The organism is Sphingomonas limnosediminicola (genome assembly GCF_039537965.1).
Classification (GTDB): domain Bacteria; phylum Pseudomonadota; class Alphaproteobacteria; order Sphingomonadales; family Sphingomonadaceae; genus Sphingomicrobium; species Sphingomicrobium limnosediminicola.
This window is the reverse complement of record NZ_BAABBM010000001.1, coordinates 2,803,663-2,818,422: the sequence shown is the minus strand read 5'-3', so window position 1 is coordinate 2,818,422 and position 14,760 is coordinate 2,803,663. Positions and strand designations below refer to the sequence as shown.

The window sequence follows — 14,760 nt, the reverse complement described above, 5'->3', positions numbered from 1 at the left end:
GCCAGCCAGATGTAACAGTTTCACATATGCCTGCAAGCGAAGCTCGGCGCGATCAAGACCCGGCTGGGTAGAACGGCGCGTTGTCCTTGACCCCGGACAGGTGGCCGAAGGTGTAGGCTATGCGCAGAAACGTTACGAACGCCCACACGAACAATGCAAACCATGCGGAGACCACCGCGTAGACGACCGAGGTGGGGGCCTTAAGGTCCGGATTTATCACAAGCAGCGGTATGGAAAGAACGGTCAGGACAAAGCCCAACACGTTTGCGGCTTTCACGTAACGGTGGAAACGGTCCATGGCGACCGTACCCCGGACCGCATCGATGAAGCCCCCCGCCTTACTCGCTACGAAGCCGTAGACCCCGAAGGCAAAGCCGGTCTGGATTGCAGCCCAGTTGAAGACCGCTCCGTATAGGCCCTCGGCCTTCCATCCGTGGTTTGCGAACTGCGAGACTACGGCACCCTGCCAAAGCTCCAGCGCAACGAAGGTAAGCCCGCCAACGAGCAGCGGACCCCAGCTTTCTAGGAAGAGTGTAGTCTTACCGAGTTTCATTGTTGGTGTCGTGCAAGCACACGCTCAACGTGCCTAGCGCAAGCCTCATAGATAGCGTCTGGGTCGTTAGGTGGGGAGGCTATCTCGTCTTTATCAGAGAGCAGCTGATCTAGCAGATTTATGTCCTCATTATCTATGCCCTCCCCGGCATCTGGCGTAACCACGATACCCCTAACGTCAGCGCCTTGGCCGAGCATCCGCAGGAAGCCTTCGGTCATCTGCTTAGCCCCATCTGCTAGATGGCCTTTCGCATGACCCATGCTCAGTTCGAGAGTGACAACGGGGGCCTCGTAGTCTTCGCCTAAGTCGCGCAGGGCTAGGGCGGCTGGAGCAGCTGCGTCCTCGATAGCCGCTAGGTTCCTTGGGGTCGCCAGCTTGATCTTTACCTTGCGCAACGGCTGCGCGCGGAACCGTGCGATTGCATCATCGTCCATCGTTGGAGTGAACTCAAACAGCGGCGTGCGGTGCCACTGGGCGATGTAGTCAAACATCCGGCCAGGAGACACAACCCGAGGGTCGTACTGGATTGCAAGGCGACTGTCGGCTTCCCGGAACCTGAACGCTACGCCATCCCCTATGGGGCCATCGACCCCCAATCTCCGAGTACCTTGAGGCAAGACCTCGCACGGGAAATCCGTAGTCCGTACGCGCAACATTTCGCCCGACACGAAGCCAGCAGTGGTATGAAGCCGTTCCAGCCGACAAGAGAAGCTCTCGGATAACTTCACCTCCCGGTCGCCGGGTGGTCCGCTATCGTAGATTTCTTGAAGAGCTTGCCGGAGCGAAGCACCGTGCTGGGTAAGCTTACCTATCTCGAAAAAGCGCACCGTAATGGACTTGGGCATAACTCACCCATCCCTCCCCCCTGATCGGCACAAAGTTCACATTAAGCATTAGACTACGCTAGTCAAAGCAGGTCCCATTATTGGGACGCACTGAGGGGGGTAGCGCGTATTGTCTACAACCAAGCCGCCGCGCAGAAAGCAACGTCGCCCAGATCGTGAGCTAGTGGGGCTTAGGCCGTGGGCCGACGGCACTACGGCCTTGGCCATCGGGCTGGCATCAGCGGCGTTACTGTCGTCACTCGCGGCGGCGGGCCTTAACACGTTGACGGTCGCAAGGCTGCTTCTAGTGGCGGCATGGGTAGTCGGTCTGCTGTTTATATTTAGATCGGCGCCTGCCGCACGCTGGCCCTCGCGTACGAAAGTGGGCGCAGCTTTAGGGCTAACCTTGGCGTGCTTTGCTGTTGAACGTGTCGAAGCCCGCTACCAGCCCAAGCCTGTGCAGCTTCCGGCCCTTCCCCGGCCGCCGCTCATGCTGATGCTAAGGGACGGTCCCCGAAGTTGGGAGCTGACACCACGTGACTTCACGTTGTTGGCTCCTGTCCCCAATACGCCTAGCCGCAGGCGGCCATACGACGGGCCATCTTGCCTACGTGATCAAGGGTCCGATCGACCCGACATTAAGAGACAAGATCGGCGATGACGGACTACAGGAAGGCTACAGGTTCCAACTCATAGTTCGAGACAGGGGTACGGGAGCAAGCGAGACGCTAACGCTGCCGACCGCTCACCCAAAGGCATAAGGGGGCAGATCTGTGTCCCCGCCAGTTCACGACCTGTGCCTAGGCTTCTTACCCGAGAGTAGCCCTCTGATCGGATGCGTGCGTGGTTCCCCCATGGGTACCCGCTAATCCCTGACACACGCTTGTCCAGAATGGTCTAACGCTCGCTTGGCTGTCTCGGACGCGAGAGCGAACACTTCGAACTCCCTCCAGGTGCATCAAAGTGCGTCAATCGCCTTCCTCTCGGGCGCCAGAGGGCAGTGAGGTGCATCAAAACCGACACGAAAAGCACGCGGGCGAGGCGCGGGGCCAAGCGCCGCGCGACGCCGTTTGGCGATGCGCCAGGTGCATCAAAACGCGTCAGCGACCCTTCTCTCTTGTGTCAGAGGGAAACTACTTGCGTCAAAACCGATAGGAAAAGCACGCGGGCGAGGCGCGGGGCCAAGCGCCGCGCGCCCACTTTTCCAGAGCGCGAGTGCTGTCATTTAAGCTGAGCAAGTGCTCTTCGCCGGAAACTCCACTAAATCCTCCGGATGGAAATTCATGGAAGCATTGCAAACAATCTTGCGTCAGCGGTCCAGAGCGCTCGGCGTTTAAGGGGCCACCCCATCCACGGCGATACACTTGGCCATTGGAAGGATCTTCTCAATCACGCCCGTCAGGAGCTTGCAAATGGGTCAACTGAACCGATCGGAGCCCTGATCGCAGAACTCGAAAACGAGCTAGCCGATCGTCCAGCCTAAAGTCTGCTCTGGTGCTCGAACGAACTCCTGGAGACCCCGTCTAGGTGACTGAAATCGAATGACGGGCTCTCCTCTCGTAACGCAGAGGGGGAGAAGGTGACTAAAAACCGGTACGAAAAGCGCGCGGGCGAGGCGCGGGGCTGAGCGCCGCGCGACATTGCCGAGCTTGAGTGAATTCGAGTGAATCGCGGCCTTCTCTCAACGCAGAGGGCAACACGGTGAGTGAAGACGGACAAGAAAAGCACGCGGGCGAGGCGTGGGGACAAGCGCGACGCGAGGATCGCGACGTCTCAGATTGGCCGTTAGCTGACGATCCGCTTGTGGCAGGTTTCGACCCATTCCTGCCGCTAGCGAGGGCGACTTTCGACCCGAAGCCACATCTCGCCTCAAGCGGGGTGAGCGAAGGCTAGAGGACAGCGACAGTCACTGCCAAAACGGCCAGGGCGACGCCCGCGAGGAACATTCAACGACGGCCCTAGCCCCGGCTTCCAGCATTCAGTCGAGTGCCCTTCTCATTACTGAAGTTGCGTTGCGGGCCTGTTGGGCGCCGCTGTGAGCAGCATCTTTTGCCCGCTGCAACGCAGCAAGGTTGACGATGCCCCTTTCGTCGTCAGCAAAGGCTACAATTGCATGCTCAATCGTTGCCGCAAGCGTCTCGAAGTGGGTGACGATCTCATGCATAATCTTGTGATGGTCTGGCGCGGACATAATGAAGCTCCGTCACAGCGGGAGCTCTCGTATGTCTCTCAGTCGCCGTCGCGCTGATGCTCGGCACGGCGATGGTTTCGCGTATAACACTCAGATCCGATGGCGAAATACGGAGTAGTGCCTAAATCGGCGCCTCGACGATTTCCGATTGCGGACCTCCGGAAAATCTAGCTTCAGACTGAAACTGCTTTCGCGCCTCAGTTACGTACAATACCCAATGCACTGTCGTGAGGCAGCGAGATAGGGTTCGTGCCGAAATCGAGGCCTTGATGCCCATGCAACTTACCACCGTGTGGCCGTTACTACTTCTTGCCGTCCCTTTCTTCGTTGGGGCTGCAATTTATGCCCGAGCTTGGCTGCGAGGCTAAGTGCTCCCGGCAACGTTGATGTCCGCGTACCAGCCATTTCAGACATCGCCGGCACGGGTAACGTGACCTCGTGCCAAACAGCTACGAGGTAAGTGCCTTTGCGGGTCAGTCCAGTACGTGGTCCGCAACAAGTTCGACTATGTGCTCAATTGCCATTCTGAGTTCCACCCAAGCGGACATCACTGTGAAGGTACACTCACCATGATGTTGGCGTGCCGGGCGAGATGCCGCCAACCTTCGCCAGTACGAATGTAAACGTTGGTGTAGCGTCGGTTCAGGGTCTTGCGACCATACATGCGGGCCTGCTCGCTCGCCGCGCCTGCGACGACCACCTCGTGGCCCATCACCACACCGACATCGCCTGTGATGACCACATCCTCGGGAGTGCGCTCGAACACCTCGTTTCGGATTTCGCCCGACGCAACCATTCTCATCAAGTCTTCTCGCGTCAGAATGCGGTTATTGGGTGCGTTCACGCGCAAATGCGGATCTGAGATCCTGCCAATCGCAACAATGTCCTTTGATGCCACAGCCAGCCGCTGCTGCGCGTCTGCCGCCAAGACCGCCCGCTCATCGACGGTCTGATCCGCGGGGGCTGGAATTGCGGCCAGTGACGGCTGCGTAAAGATTATTGTTGCCGAAACCGCCCACGCAAACCGATGACATCGCAAGACGTTCATGTCCCACCTCCGGCCGCGAAGGCGGCTGCTACAGTTGGGCGCATCTCGCGCTGGAAGCTAGTGTCTGCTTTGCGCCGATGGCAGACATTTGCAGGTCTCCGAAGTCGTAACTTCAACCGTGAATGGTCTCGCCGCGCTCCAGCATGGAGACATATTCGGCGATCTTCCTGGCGCGCGTCTCCGGCCGTTTGACCGAGCCGATGCGGTAGAGGATCGCGTACCGGTTCGTCCCCTTCAACGTTGCGAAGAACTTCGCCGCCTGCGGATTGGCGTCGAGTGCATCCTGAAGATCAGCCGGGACTTTCGCGGAACTTGCAGGCGCGTAGGCGGCGTCCCACCTGCCGTCTCTCCTTGCGGCCTCGATTTGTGCAGCGCCTGATCTTCGCATCCGGCCTTCGGCAATCAGCTCAGTCGCCCGCTTCTTGTTCACCTGCGACCATTTGCTGCGAGCTTTTCTGGGGGTGAAACGGACGAGCCAATATTGGTCGTCATATTTGTCGAGCTGGCCGTCGATCCACCCATGACAAAGTGCCGCGTCGATCGCTTCAGCTTTTGTCATGCCAGGTGTGCTAGCCGACTGCTTCGGGAGCTTCACCCATGCCCCGGCGGCATCCGCAGGTTGCTGATCCAGCCACTCTTCGAAACTCTCTCCATCGCGGAAAGCAAGAACAGGTAAACCGCCGCGCTGCTCAGTCACCAAAGTGGCATAGCCGACACATCAGTTCTCGCAACCACGTCAGTTCCAAGGGTAGCTTTCCATCCCGACCTGCCGCGGCGACTTTCGACCCATTGCGGACATCGGCCTCGAGTGCGAAATTCTCCGCCATGTTGTACCGACCGTCTAACCCGCCAAAGCCCTAAGCGGCGAGCAGCTGTGGCGCGAATCTTCCTCAGTTACTCGCGTAAGGACGCAGACGCCGCGAAGGTGATCTCTGCTTCGCTGAGTGAACGCGATCACGACGTCTGGTGGGATAAGCACATCAGCGGAGGATCGAGATTTGCAGCCGAAATTGAGCAAGCCCTTACAGCTGCCGACGTTGTCCTCGTTCTCTGGTCGAAGGACGCGATCGCTTCCGCGTGGGTTCTCGACGAGGCCGCCGAAGGTCGTGACACGGATCGGCTGCTGCCAGTCTCGCTGGACGACTGCAAGCCACCGCTAGGCTTCAGACAATTCCAGACCATTCCGACGGATCATGGTCTCGAAAACGCGTTAGACAACATCTTGAAGTCGATTGCCGCCAAGTGTGATGCCGGTCTCTCGCCTTCCGCCACACGCGATCTTCCGCAGGCGAGCACGTCGTCTGCGGTCGCCATCGTTGCAAAGGCGCGCAATCTCCAAGAGCGAGGTGACTTCAAGAGTGCCGTCCGAGAAATCCAGGCAGCCTTGGTTCTGGACCCTGACAATATCGACCTGAACAAGGAAGCCGGCTCCCTTCATTATGTTCAAGGGAGAGCGGTCGAAGCGATCGCGTTCTATGAGAAGGCGGCGTTGCACTCAAAGAGCGATCACGAAAGCCCGGCGATGCTGGTTTCTTGTTACCGGGCAATCAAAGATGATGATGGTATGGATCGTGCTGCAACGCTCACGGTTGAGCGCGCTGAACAGGCGATTGCAGCGGCTTCTTCCAATGGGGCGGCTTTCGCATCGGGGGCCAAGGGCTTGGCAGCACTTGGTCATCGGGACCGCGCTAGAAAATGGATTCGGAAAGCGCTGAGCGTCGATCCCGGAAATCTGCGTATGCGCTATAATCTTGCGGCGACCCTGGTCCAGTTCCTGGAAGAGCCGGAAGCAGCCTTAGATGTGATAGAACCATTCGTGGAGGCGGCGCAGAACCGTATTCACTTGGCGCTTCTTCAGGCTGACCCGGCGTGGGAGCGGATACACGACACACGCGCCTATCAGGCAATGCTCGGCCGAGCGAGCAAGTGTATCGAGGCCATTGAATCTACCAACCGACTCTAACAGCACGTCTGTGTTCGGTAGTACTCAGCAGAGCGCCGCTTCATGCTGACCGGGTCAATCTCCACACGCTCCGGTCGGCGGTTGAACGAGTGCTCACGGCCTTAAACCAGCGCCTGACATTCGTACAATCTTCGGGCAACGGTTGCCCCTTGTCAGCAAGTTCGTCGAGGTAACCGTAGAGGCACATATCCGCGATTGAAAAGCGAGGGCCGACGATCCACTCATCGGTAAGCAACGCGTTGAGCCAGCGCATGCCGTCCCGCGCCCGCTCCTTCATCCCCTCGGCTGCTTGGGGGATGCAGCGAGTGCGCGTCCGGAACAGTTCGAGCCCTTCGCCGAAATAATACCCCATGATCATCGGTTGGCAGATGTTTAACTCAACTCTACGCCACCACATGCGCGTGATCGCGCGCTGTAATGGGGTTTCGCCGATTAGAACGGGCTCTTGGCAGGCCTCTTCGACATATTCGCAAATCGCAGGCGCTTCAGCCAGGATTGTGCCGTCCTCGAGCTCTAGAGCAGGGGTTTGTCCTGACGGGTTGAGCTTTAGGAACTCCTCGTCGCGATTCTCGCCGAGAAGAAGGTCTATTTGGTACCTGGGGATATCGATGTGCTTCTCAAGCAAGAAAAAGCGGACCATTCGTGGCGCAAGCCCAAAGCTATCAAAAAGTCGAACGGGCTGGGCGAGATTGGCCATGCCGCTGACCATAGCAGCATGTCAGCCGCCCACTCAAAATCTCTCTTGAGCTAGTGGCGGCTTTCGACCCATTGCAGACATTAGCGAAACGGGAGATGCTTCTGCCGATCTCAAATACTGAGCAAAGCCTTGGCGACAATCTTCATCAGTTACGCGCGAAGCGACGTGGCGGTTGCCGAAGCTCTCGCTGAAGCGCTTGAGCAAGCGGGTCACTCGGTCTGGTGGGATCGCCGGATAACGGGCGGAGCAGAATACAGCCGCGAAATCGAGGAGGCGCTTGGTTCAAGCGAGAAGGTCATCGTCCTGTGGTCGACACAGTCTAAAACCTCGCCTTGGGTTCGTGACGAGGCCACTTCAGCGATCGAAGCGGCAAAGCTCGTCCCGTTGACTATTGATGGCACGACCCCGCCCCTCGGGTTCCGCCAGTTCCACACAATCGATCTTTCTCGTTGGCTGGCGAGCCCAATCGGTGGATTACCAGACGAATTGGAACTGTCGCTCGGGCCGATTGATCTTCCGAAGGACAAGGAAGTCACACGCAAGAGTCCAGTGCGGGGCCGTCAGCGCATCACATTCGCGCGTGCAGATGACGGTGTGACTCTTGCCTATGGTCTGCTGGGCGATGGACCCGTGTTGGTGAAGGCGGCCAACGGCAATAACCATCTGGAACATGAACTGGAAAACCCGTTGTGGCGCAACTGGATCGAAGAGTTAGCTAGCCGCAACACGCTCGTTCGCTACGACCAACGCGGCACCGGAATGTCGGCTCGCGAAATAACCGATTTGAAATTCGATCTGCTCGTTGAAGACTTGGTCGCTGTCGTGAACGCGGCCGGCTTGGTACAATTTGACCTGTTCGCGATCTCGCAGGGATGTCCAACAGCGATCGCATTTTCGGCACGCTATCCCGAGCGGGTCAAGAGGCTCGTCCTCGTCAACGGGTTCGCCCGCGGTTGGCGATTTTCGCCAGACCGCGACTTCGTAGACAGCTGGGAGGCACTTTGCGTGCTCGCCAGATCTGGCGACAGCAATCTGCCACCTGGCTTGCGCAAAATATTCACCAGCCAGTACTTCCCCGGCGCGACACGAGCGCAGACGGACTGGTGGAACAAGATTCAGGAGCAGAGCTCCACCCCGAGCATGGCGCTCCGCTATATCGAGATGCTGGGCGACTTCGATGTGACGGCGTCGCTCGCGAAAATCCGGGCACCGACGCTGGTCATGCACAGCAAGGACGATCAGGTAGTGTCGTTCGACGCAGGACGCTTTATCGCGTCAAGCATTCCAGGTGCCGAGTTCGTGCCGTTGGAGGGAAGAAACCACCTCCCGCAGATTACGGACGAGGGTTGGCCGGAACTGTGGAACGAGCTTAGTCGATTTCTCGCCTGATGTGTGCCGCTATAGCGGGTAGCCACTTCCGACCCAAAGCTGCCGCTAGCCTAGTGTCAGCTTGGTGCGGAGCAGGCTGGGACTAGGTGTTCGAGAACTCGTTGCGGACGAGGCAGCTTCTGATAGGCCATCGAAGACCGCAACGGAGACACCGACAGATGTCTTGGGACCTGATCCTGCAAGCCTTGGAAACCTTGGCAGTTATCATCGGAGTGGTCTTCGGCCTGGTTCAGCTTCGGCAGCTTCGCGTGCAGCGCGAAGTCCAAGCGGGCATCGAGTTACTGCGACCGCTGCAGGCACCTCAGGCCGCCGAAGCATTGATGTTGATCCATGGTCTGCCGGACGGGTTAACTGAGGCGCAACTCACACGCAGTCTCGGGAAGAATTTCGGTGCGGTGATGGGTGTGCTTGCGCTCTTCGAAAGTCTGGGCCCCTTAGTTGCGCGAGGTCACGTGCCAATTGAAATGTATGCCGATTCCTATCGTGGGGTGACAGTGCTGTGCTGGCAAAAGCTACGGCCGTATATCGAAGAGCGAAGGCAGAACGGCTGGCCGAACTTGTTCGAGTGGCTGCAATGGCTCGCCGAAAGGATGGAGCAGCGCACGCCGCGAGCCGGGGATGTTCCTGCATTCGACCGGTTCAGGACATGGGTAAGGGGAAGCGACTACGAGCGGCTGTCTGCTTGATAGCTCCCCCCTAATGGCAGCTTTCGACCCATCCCTGCCGCCAGCGTGCGGCGGCAGTGTCCGACCCCAGACAGACTCGATTTGTCCCGGTGGCCAGGATGTCCAAGGGAGCCGAGTTTGGAGGTCGAGTTCGACTTGGGAGTTCCCGACTAACGGGTATATCCCGCCAGATCGGAAGGCTCCTGGTTTACGACCCGCTGAACCCGCTCGAAATCCCAGCGCTGAACGTCGCGCTTCTCCTTCCACTCGGCGACCGTCAGGCAGACTTTGTCGATTGCCAGTCGACTGCCGGTCCGCATCACGCGCTCGCAGACGACTTGCTCGAGATTGTTTTCTGGAAGCGGCGGCGGCTTCACGGAAGCATTAGAGTTTTCGATGCTGATGGTTTGCGCTGGGGCCGCAGCAGCAGCGCAGAGGGCGATTGCGGCGACGATGATACGCGACATAGCCGACTCCCAATTCCATAGGGGACCCCGTCACTATCACGAAATGCCAGGTAAGGCTTCAGTTTGCCTTGCGCGTCGCTTCAAACAGCGGATCCTGGACGACCTTTGTGGCGCTGAGAGCGCGGCATCCGCGTCAGCTTCCACCCATTCCGTTTCGACCCAAACTTGCCGCTACCGAGCCATTCCGGGAAGCCGGAACCTAACGTAAACCGGGAACGGGTAGGTGTTCACGTCGAAGGGGGAGGCACCAGTGAAGGGTCAGAGGCACAAGGGGCGTCTGCGCTACATTCTGCCAGCGCTCTACATAGCTTTCGCGGTCTACGGGTGGATTGATTTCGCCAACACCAACCACGATGGGCTCGCGAACCTGGGCCTGTTTGTGGCGACCCTGCCAGTCACGGCGGTCGACCTAATATTGGCCTATGCGCTGGGTGAGACTTCCGTCCTCATGCCAGAGGGTCATGGCTATCTCATGGATCATGCCTTGTACTATGTTCCAGCCGTCGCTGTGACGGCGTCACTCTTCTGGCTGGTTGGCCGGTCCGTCGATCGCCTGCGACACCCGTGATGCGACTGTTTGCAAATCCGCTGGCGATTTACTTCGCCGTGGTCGGCTTTGCCCTGTTTGCTGCGGGTTTGGCGCTGATGGTAGCTCGCCTGAGGCTTGCTGGCGGGCAACGCGCTCAAGGTCAGATTATCGGCTACCAAAAGCGCATGCGGGAGCGATTGGGCGCGAAGAGGCAATACATGCCCCTTGTGCGCTACCGTCCAGCTGGCGGTTCACCGGTTGAGTTCCAATCGCGGATGGGCAGCACTTCAAAGCCATTCCAGATCGGCGAGACGGTGGCAGTTCTGTATCGGTCCGACAAACCCGAGGTCGCAGAGATAGCTTCAACGCCGCGCCTCTGGCTGGCGCCGATCGTCATCGTTGGGATGGCGGTCGTTAGCTTCTATGCTTCTTGGAAAGCGGGCGCCGCGCACTGACCGATGGCCTGGTAAAAGCCCGCAAGCCAGCTCCGCCAACAGTACGGACCCTAAGCGTGAAGCTGGCCCACCTCGCCAATCTTGCCGGACCTGCGGCGACGCAAGGCAAGCCCCACTGTACCAAAGCCGAGCAGTAGCATCGTCCAAGTGCCGAGCTCCGGCACGCCACTCGTCGCCCGAACCGAAACGTCATCGAGGTACCAGAATGTCCGGTCGTGCTCGAACTCGAATGCGATCTGCGTGGCGGTGTCCGTCGCGATCAGAGTGAAAGTCTCAAGCGAATAGCCAAAGGGACCCGACCCGCTGCCCAACGAGAGCCGAGTGCCGCCGCCCCAGCGGAAATCGAAACTGTAAATTGGCAGATCAGGTTCATTCGCAAGCCAGAAAGACACGTCGTACGACTGACCGGGAATGGTCGTTAGAACCTGGCTGAGCGTGCCCGTCCCGAAAGTTGCACCAAGTGCGGCGCCCAACGATCCGCTGTGCGCGCAGGATGACCCGCATACTACCGTGCGACTGGTCAGTCCGGTCTGCAGCCATCCGCCGAAATCCCCGGTTTCGAACCCACCGTTGGTGACTAGTTCTTGCGTGGCGGTTGCTGGCGCCGACAGGCCGAACGCCGTCGCGCCGAACGCAGCGAGGATGACCTTGCGCATATGCTTGTGTGCTCCCCTGGGTTACGACAGCATCAGCGCCTCGCAACTGGGGGCAGCGTGGTCAGATCGACCCATCCGCCGGCAAGTCCAATGCCGCCCTGCTGCGATCTTATACGTGCGAAGGCCTAATTGCTAATTCAATTAACGCATTGTTAACGACATTGCCCGGGGGGCTTGTGGCAGCTCGCGACCCATTCCTGCACGGCAGCTTTCGACCATTGCGCCCTTTGAGCGCGTGTGTTCTCTCAAAGAATGGATTTCACGTTCGTCACAACACGCTTGTGCGTTGCCCTGGTTTGCGGCTTCATTCTTGCAGGCGCGGCAACAGCTCAGCCCGGCTCGGAAGCGTCGCAGGTCCCGATCCAAATCGGTTCGAGTTACAGCTTGCAATCAAAGACGCTCCATGAGTTGCGGACGGTCAATGTCGTTCTGCCTGCGAGCTACAGCAAAGATCCGTTGCGACGATATCCGGTCCTATATCTGCTCGACGGCGGTTTGGACCAAGACCTCCTTCACGTGGCTGGCGTGGTGCAGCTAGGCGCAATGTGGGGCCGGTCGGCCGAAGCCATTGTTGTCGGCCTTGAGACAAAGGACCGACGCAAGGAACTTGTGGGCCCGACAGCCGATCCCGAGCTGGTGAAGCGTTACCCGACAGCGGGCTCTTCAGCCAAGTTTCGCGAGTTCATCCGTAAGGAGGTGAAACCCCTAATTGAGCGCACCTATCGCGGCGACGGACATGACGTTGTTCTGGGGGAGTCTTTGGCGGGCTTGTTCGTGACCGAAACGTACCTTGTCGAGCCGTCGCTTTTCGATGGTTACGCGGCTGTGGATCCTAGCCTCTGGTGGGACAAGGAGTCTCTTTCAAATTCGGCTGCCGCAAAATTGAATGGCAGGCAGAAAGGTCATCGTTTGATGCTGGCGGCAGCCAAGGAACAGCTGGATGATGCCGCCGCGATTAAGCGCCTGGTCTCTTTGTTGAAGCAACGGGGGCTGACTTACTGCACAATGGCCCGTCCAAATCTCACGCACGCAACAATCTACCAGCAGCTGACGCCCCAAGCGGTTCAATACCTGCTGCCGCCTCTAGCCCCTCCACCGATCGGGTACGGGTTCAACCTAAATTGCTCAGACCGGTAGCGTCCGTTTTCGACCCATTGCGGACTCTTGCAGTGCAGCATTTCTCATCTTCGTAGTGGCCGCTTGCATGCTTTGGAAAAATGAAAGCAGCATCGGCCTCTAAGTAGTAGAGGAGCCGAGCCCCCCCCATTGCAGATCGTTGGTAATCGGGCGATTGCGTCGCTCCCCAACCCTTCCTTGAATGCGGACGCAGCTTACGGTGAAGGCCAATTCCAAACTGGATGCGATAGCATTCGCCGCCACCCTAACGATGTTCCTAGGGGTCTTCCTGTCGTCATCCACAGCAGTAGGGCCCGTCCTCATCGGCGCCGGCGCTCTCGTTATGTTGCTGGTTCTTCTCCACGTCGTGCGTAGGAAGGTTTGAGGCTGTTTCGACCGATGCTTTTGGCTCCGGCTTACAACCGCGGGGTTAGCTCTTTTCGGCAAGCATTCCGGTCGAGCGAAGCCGCGCTCATCGGCCTTGCTGTTCTTGTTGGGATTGGTGCTGGGCTGCTCATGATCGCGCAGCATGCGATCGCCCATGGCATGCAAGCGCTATTCTATGGATTAAGTGGCGCAAGCTTAAGTGCAGCGGCCTCGATCCCTCCAATCCGGTTTTTTGCGCTCCCGGTCGCCGGACTGGTGCTGAGTATTGGCTCCCGAGCGGCGATCCGCCGGTGGCGGACGCCTGTCGACGTCGTTGAAGCAAATGCCCTTCATGGGGGCGCCATTTCAATTCGAGATACGATGATCGTCTGCGCTCAAACGATCGTTTCAAACGGCGCAGGAGCATCAGTTGGGCTTGAAGCCGCGTACGCACAGGCTGGCGGCGGACTGGCATCAACTCTCGGGGCGTGGCTCCGACTCAGGCGCGCAGACATGCGGGTCCTAGTGGGCGCGGGAGCGGGGGCGGCCGTGGGTGCCGCTTTTGGCGCCCCCCTCACCGGAGCGTTCTACGCCTTCGAAATCGTGATCGGCGCCTACACGCCAGCCGCAATCGCACCGGTTGCAGCGGCATGTCTGTCGGCAGTGGTGCTCGTTCGGCTGGTCGGCATCGAAGCCTATGTTGTTGCGCTACCTGGCGCGAAGGCGATCACCACGGTTGATTACCTCCTTTATGCGGGTTTGGGCCTTATCTGCGCCTTCGTCGGAATCGCCGTCATGCGCGGCGTGACCTCACTCGAAGCGCTAGTGCGCCGTTCTCCAATCCCAGAGCTTTGGCGGCCGGCAATTGGTGGATTGTTGCTGATCCCCCTGGCCATGATCACGCCTCAGGTGCTCTCCGCAGGCCACGGCGCACTGCACATCGACCTCGGGGCCGAGGTTGCGCTCCGTTTCATTCTTCTGGTGCTTGCGGTGAAGGTCGCGGCGTCCACCATCTCGCTTGGATTCGGCTTCAGAGGTGGATTGTTCTTCGCGTCGCTCTTCATCGGTTCTTTGGTCGGACAGCTGTTCGCAGGCGCCATTGGTCACTTGGCTGTCTTCCCCCCCCTTGACCCTTCGGACGCGGCCCTCATCGGGATGGCGGCAATGGCGGTTGCGATTGTCGGGGGCCCGATGACCATGTCCATGTTGGTCCTCGAAGTGACGCATGACTTCGCACTAACAAGCGTCGCGATCACTGCAGCGCTTTGCGCGAGCACCTTCGTCCGTGAGACTTTCGGTTTCTCCTTCTCCACGTGGCGACTGCATATGCGGGGTGAGAGCATTCGAAGCGCCCGCGACATAGGATGGATGCGCACACTCACCGTCGGAAAGATGATGCAGCGTGGTGCGGAGACCGCCGTTGCCACAATGTCGGTGGCCGAGTTTCGACGCCGCTTTCCATTAGGTTCGACGAACAAGGTTGTGCTTGTCGATTCCTCGGGCCGCTATTCGGGTATCGTGGAGACAGCTAAGGCTTTTGATGGCGGGATGTCGTCCGACGTGGAGATAGGCACGCTTGGGATTCTCCCGGATGTGGCGCTTACTCCGGATCAGAACGTACGCTCTGCCATTCAACATTTCGACCTGAGCGAAGCGGATTATCTTGCCGTGATCGACGATGAGGGCTCCGTGCTCGGTACGCTCTCCGAGAGGTTTGTCCACCGCCGTTATTCCGACGAGGTCGAAAAAGCTCAGCGGGAGATGTTCGGTGAATGATGCGGAGCAACCGCCGCGTTGGCCCTCTTTTCGTGCTGTATCGCTAGGAAGCGGGTTGCTCGCGG

General features: G+C 58.9%; 15 protein-coding genes. 7 read left to right on the top strand and 8 right to left on the bottom strand.

Annotated features, from left to right (window positions below):
• Positions 1-52: 52 nt before the first annotated feature.
• From ABD704_RS14490 to ABD704_RS14470, 5 genes are all read right to left on the bottom strand, one after another.
• The gene (locus tag ABD704_RS14490; protein ID WP_344700405.1) at positions 53-553 is read right to left on the bottom strand and encodes a hypothetical protein; all 501 of its coding nucleotides are present in this window, start codon (positions 551-553) and stop codon (positions 53-55) included.
• Positions 550-1,044: a hypothetical protein gene (locus ABD704_RS14485; protein WP_344700404.1), complete on the bottom strand. Its 495-nt coding sequence runs from the start codon at positions 1,042-1,044 to the stop codon at positions 550-552. The genes ABD704_RS14490 and ABD704_RS14485 overlap by 4 nt, the downstream gene beginning before the upstream one ends.
• Before the next feature lie 2,311 nt (positions 1,045-3,355).
• On the bottom strand, positions 3,356-3,568 hold the full coding sequence (locus ABD704_RS14480) for a hypothetical protein (RefSeq protein WP_344700403.1): 213 nt from the start codon (positions 3,566-3,568) through the stop codon (positions 3,356-3,358).
• A 547-nt stretch (positions 3,569-4,115) separates the two neighbouring features.
• Positions 4,116-4,616, bottom strand: a complete 501-nt coding sequence (locus tag ABD704_RS14475) for a nuclear transport factor 2 family protein (protein ID WP_344700402.1) — start codon at positions 4,614-4,616, stop codon at positions 4,116-4,118.
• A 112-nt stretch (positions 4,617-4,728) separates the two neighbouring features.
• On the bottom strand, positions 4,729-5,313 hold the full coding sequence (locus ABD704_RS14470) for a YdeI/OmpD-associated family protein (protein WP_344700401.1): 585 nt from the start codon (positions 5,311-5,313) through the stop codon (positions 4,729-4,731).
• Positions 5,314-5,490: 177 nt separating this feature from the next.
• Between ABD704_RS14470 and ABD704_RS14465 the strand changes: the two genes are divergently transcribed.
• Entirely contained in the window at positions 5,491-6,579 is a 1,089-nt protein-coding gene (locus tag ABD704_RS14465; protein ID WP_344700400.1) for a TIR domain-containing protein, read from the top strand.
• Between the two features lie 40 nt (positions 6,580-6,619).
• Here ABD704_RS14465 and ABD704_RS14460 read toward each other — a convergent pair whose 3' ends face one another.
• Positions 6,620-7,276 (bottom strand): glutathione S-transferase family protein, encoded by a 657-nt coding sequence (locus tag ABD704_RS14460; RefSeq protein ID WP_344700399.1) that lies wholly within the window; start codon positions 7,274-7,276, stop codon positions 6,620-6,622.
• Between the two features lie 129 nt (positions 7,277-7,405).
• Between ABD704_RS14460 and ABD704_RS14455 the strand changes: the two genes are divergently transcribed.
• Together ABD704_RS14455 and ABD704_RS14450 are read left to right on the top strand one after the other, a co-directional pair.
• The gene (locus ABD704_RS14455) at positions 7,406-8,665 is read left to right on the top strand and encodes an alpha/beta fold hydrolase (protein ID WP_344700398.1); all 1,260 of its coding nucleotides are present in this window, start codon (positions 7,406-7,408) and stop codon (positions 8,663-8,665) included.
• A gap of 158 nt (positions 8,666-8,823) precedes the next feature.
• Positions 8,824-9,351: a DUF4760 domain-containing protein gene (locus tag ABD704_RS14450; protein WP_344700397.1), complete on the top strand. Its 528-nt coding sequence runs from the start codon at positions 8,824-8,826 to the stop codon at positions 9,349-9,351.
• Positions 9,352-9,500: 149 nt separating this feature from the next.
• On the opposite strand, the gene ABD704_RS14445 is transcribed toward ABD704_RS14450, so the two are convergent.
• A complete protein-coding gene (locus ABD704_RS14445) occupies positions 9,501-9,797 on the bottom strand; it encodes a hypothetical protein (RefSeq protein ID WP_344700396.1) in 297 nt (98 codons plus the stop codon).
• A gap of 250 nt (positions 9,798-10,047) precedes the next feature.
• Here ABD704_RS14445 and ABD704_RS14440 point away from each other — a divergent pair, with 250 nt between their 5' ends.
• Both ABD704_RS14440 and ABD704_RS14435 read left to right on the top strand, forming a co-directional pair.
• The gene (locus ABD704_RS14440; protein WP_344700395.1) at positions 10,048-10,365 is read left to right on the top strand and encodes a hypothetical protein; all 318 of its coding nucleotides are present in this window, start codon (positions 10,048-10,050) and stop codon (positions 10,363-10,365) included.
• The gene (locus ABD704_RS14435) at positions 10,365-10,781 is read left to right on the top strand and encodes a DUF3592 domain-containing protein (RefSeq protein WP_344700394.1); all 417 of its coding nucleotides are present in this window, start codon (positions 10,365-10,367) and stop codon (positions 10,779-10,781) included. Before ABD704_RS14440 ends, ABD704_RS14435 begins: the two co-directional genes overlap by 1 nt.
• A gap of 50 nt (positions 10,782-10,831) precedes the next feature.
• Here ABD704_RS14435 and ABD704_RS14430 read toward each other — a convergent pair whose 3' ends face one another.
• Positions 10,832-11,437, bottom strand: a complete 606-nt coding sequence (locus ABD704_RS14430; protein ID WP_344700393.1) for a PEPxxWA-CTERM sorting domain-containing protein — start codon at positions 11,435-11,437, stop codon at positions 10,832-10,834.
• A 252-nt stretch (positions 11,438-11,689) separates the two neighbouring features.
• Here ABD704_RS14430 and ABD704_RS14425 point away from each other — a divergent pair, with 252 nt between their 5' ends.
• Both ABD704_RS14425 and ABD704_RS14420 read left to right on the top strand, forming a co-directional pair.
• Positions 11,690-12,574: an alpha/beta hydrolase gene (locus tag ABD704_RS14425; protein WP_344700392.1), complete on the top strand. Its 885-nt coding sequence runs from the start codon at positions 11,690-11,692 to the stop codon at positions 12,572-12,574.
• 378 nt (positions 12,575-12,952) lie between these two features.
• Entirely contained in the window at positions 12,953-14,695 is a 1,743-nt protein-coding gene (locus ABD704_RS14420; protein ID WP_344700391.1) for a chloride channel protein, read from the top strand.
• Positions 14,696-14,760: the final 65 nt, after the last annotated feature.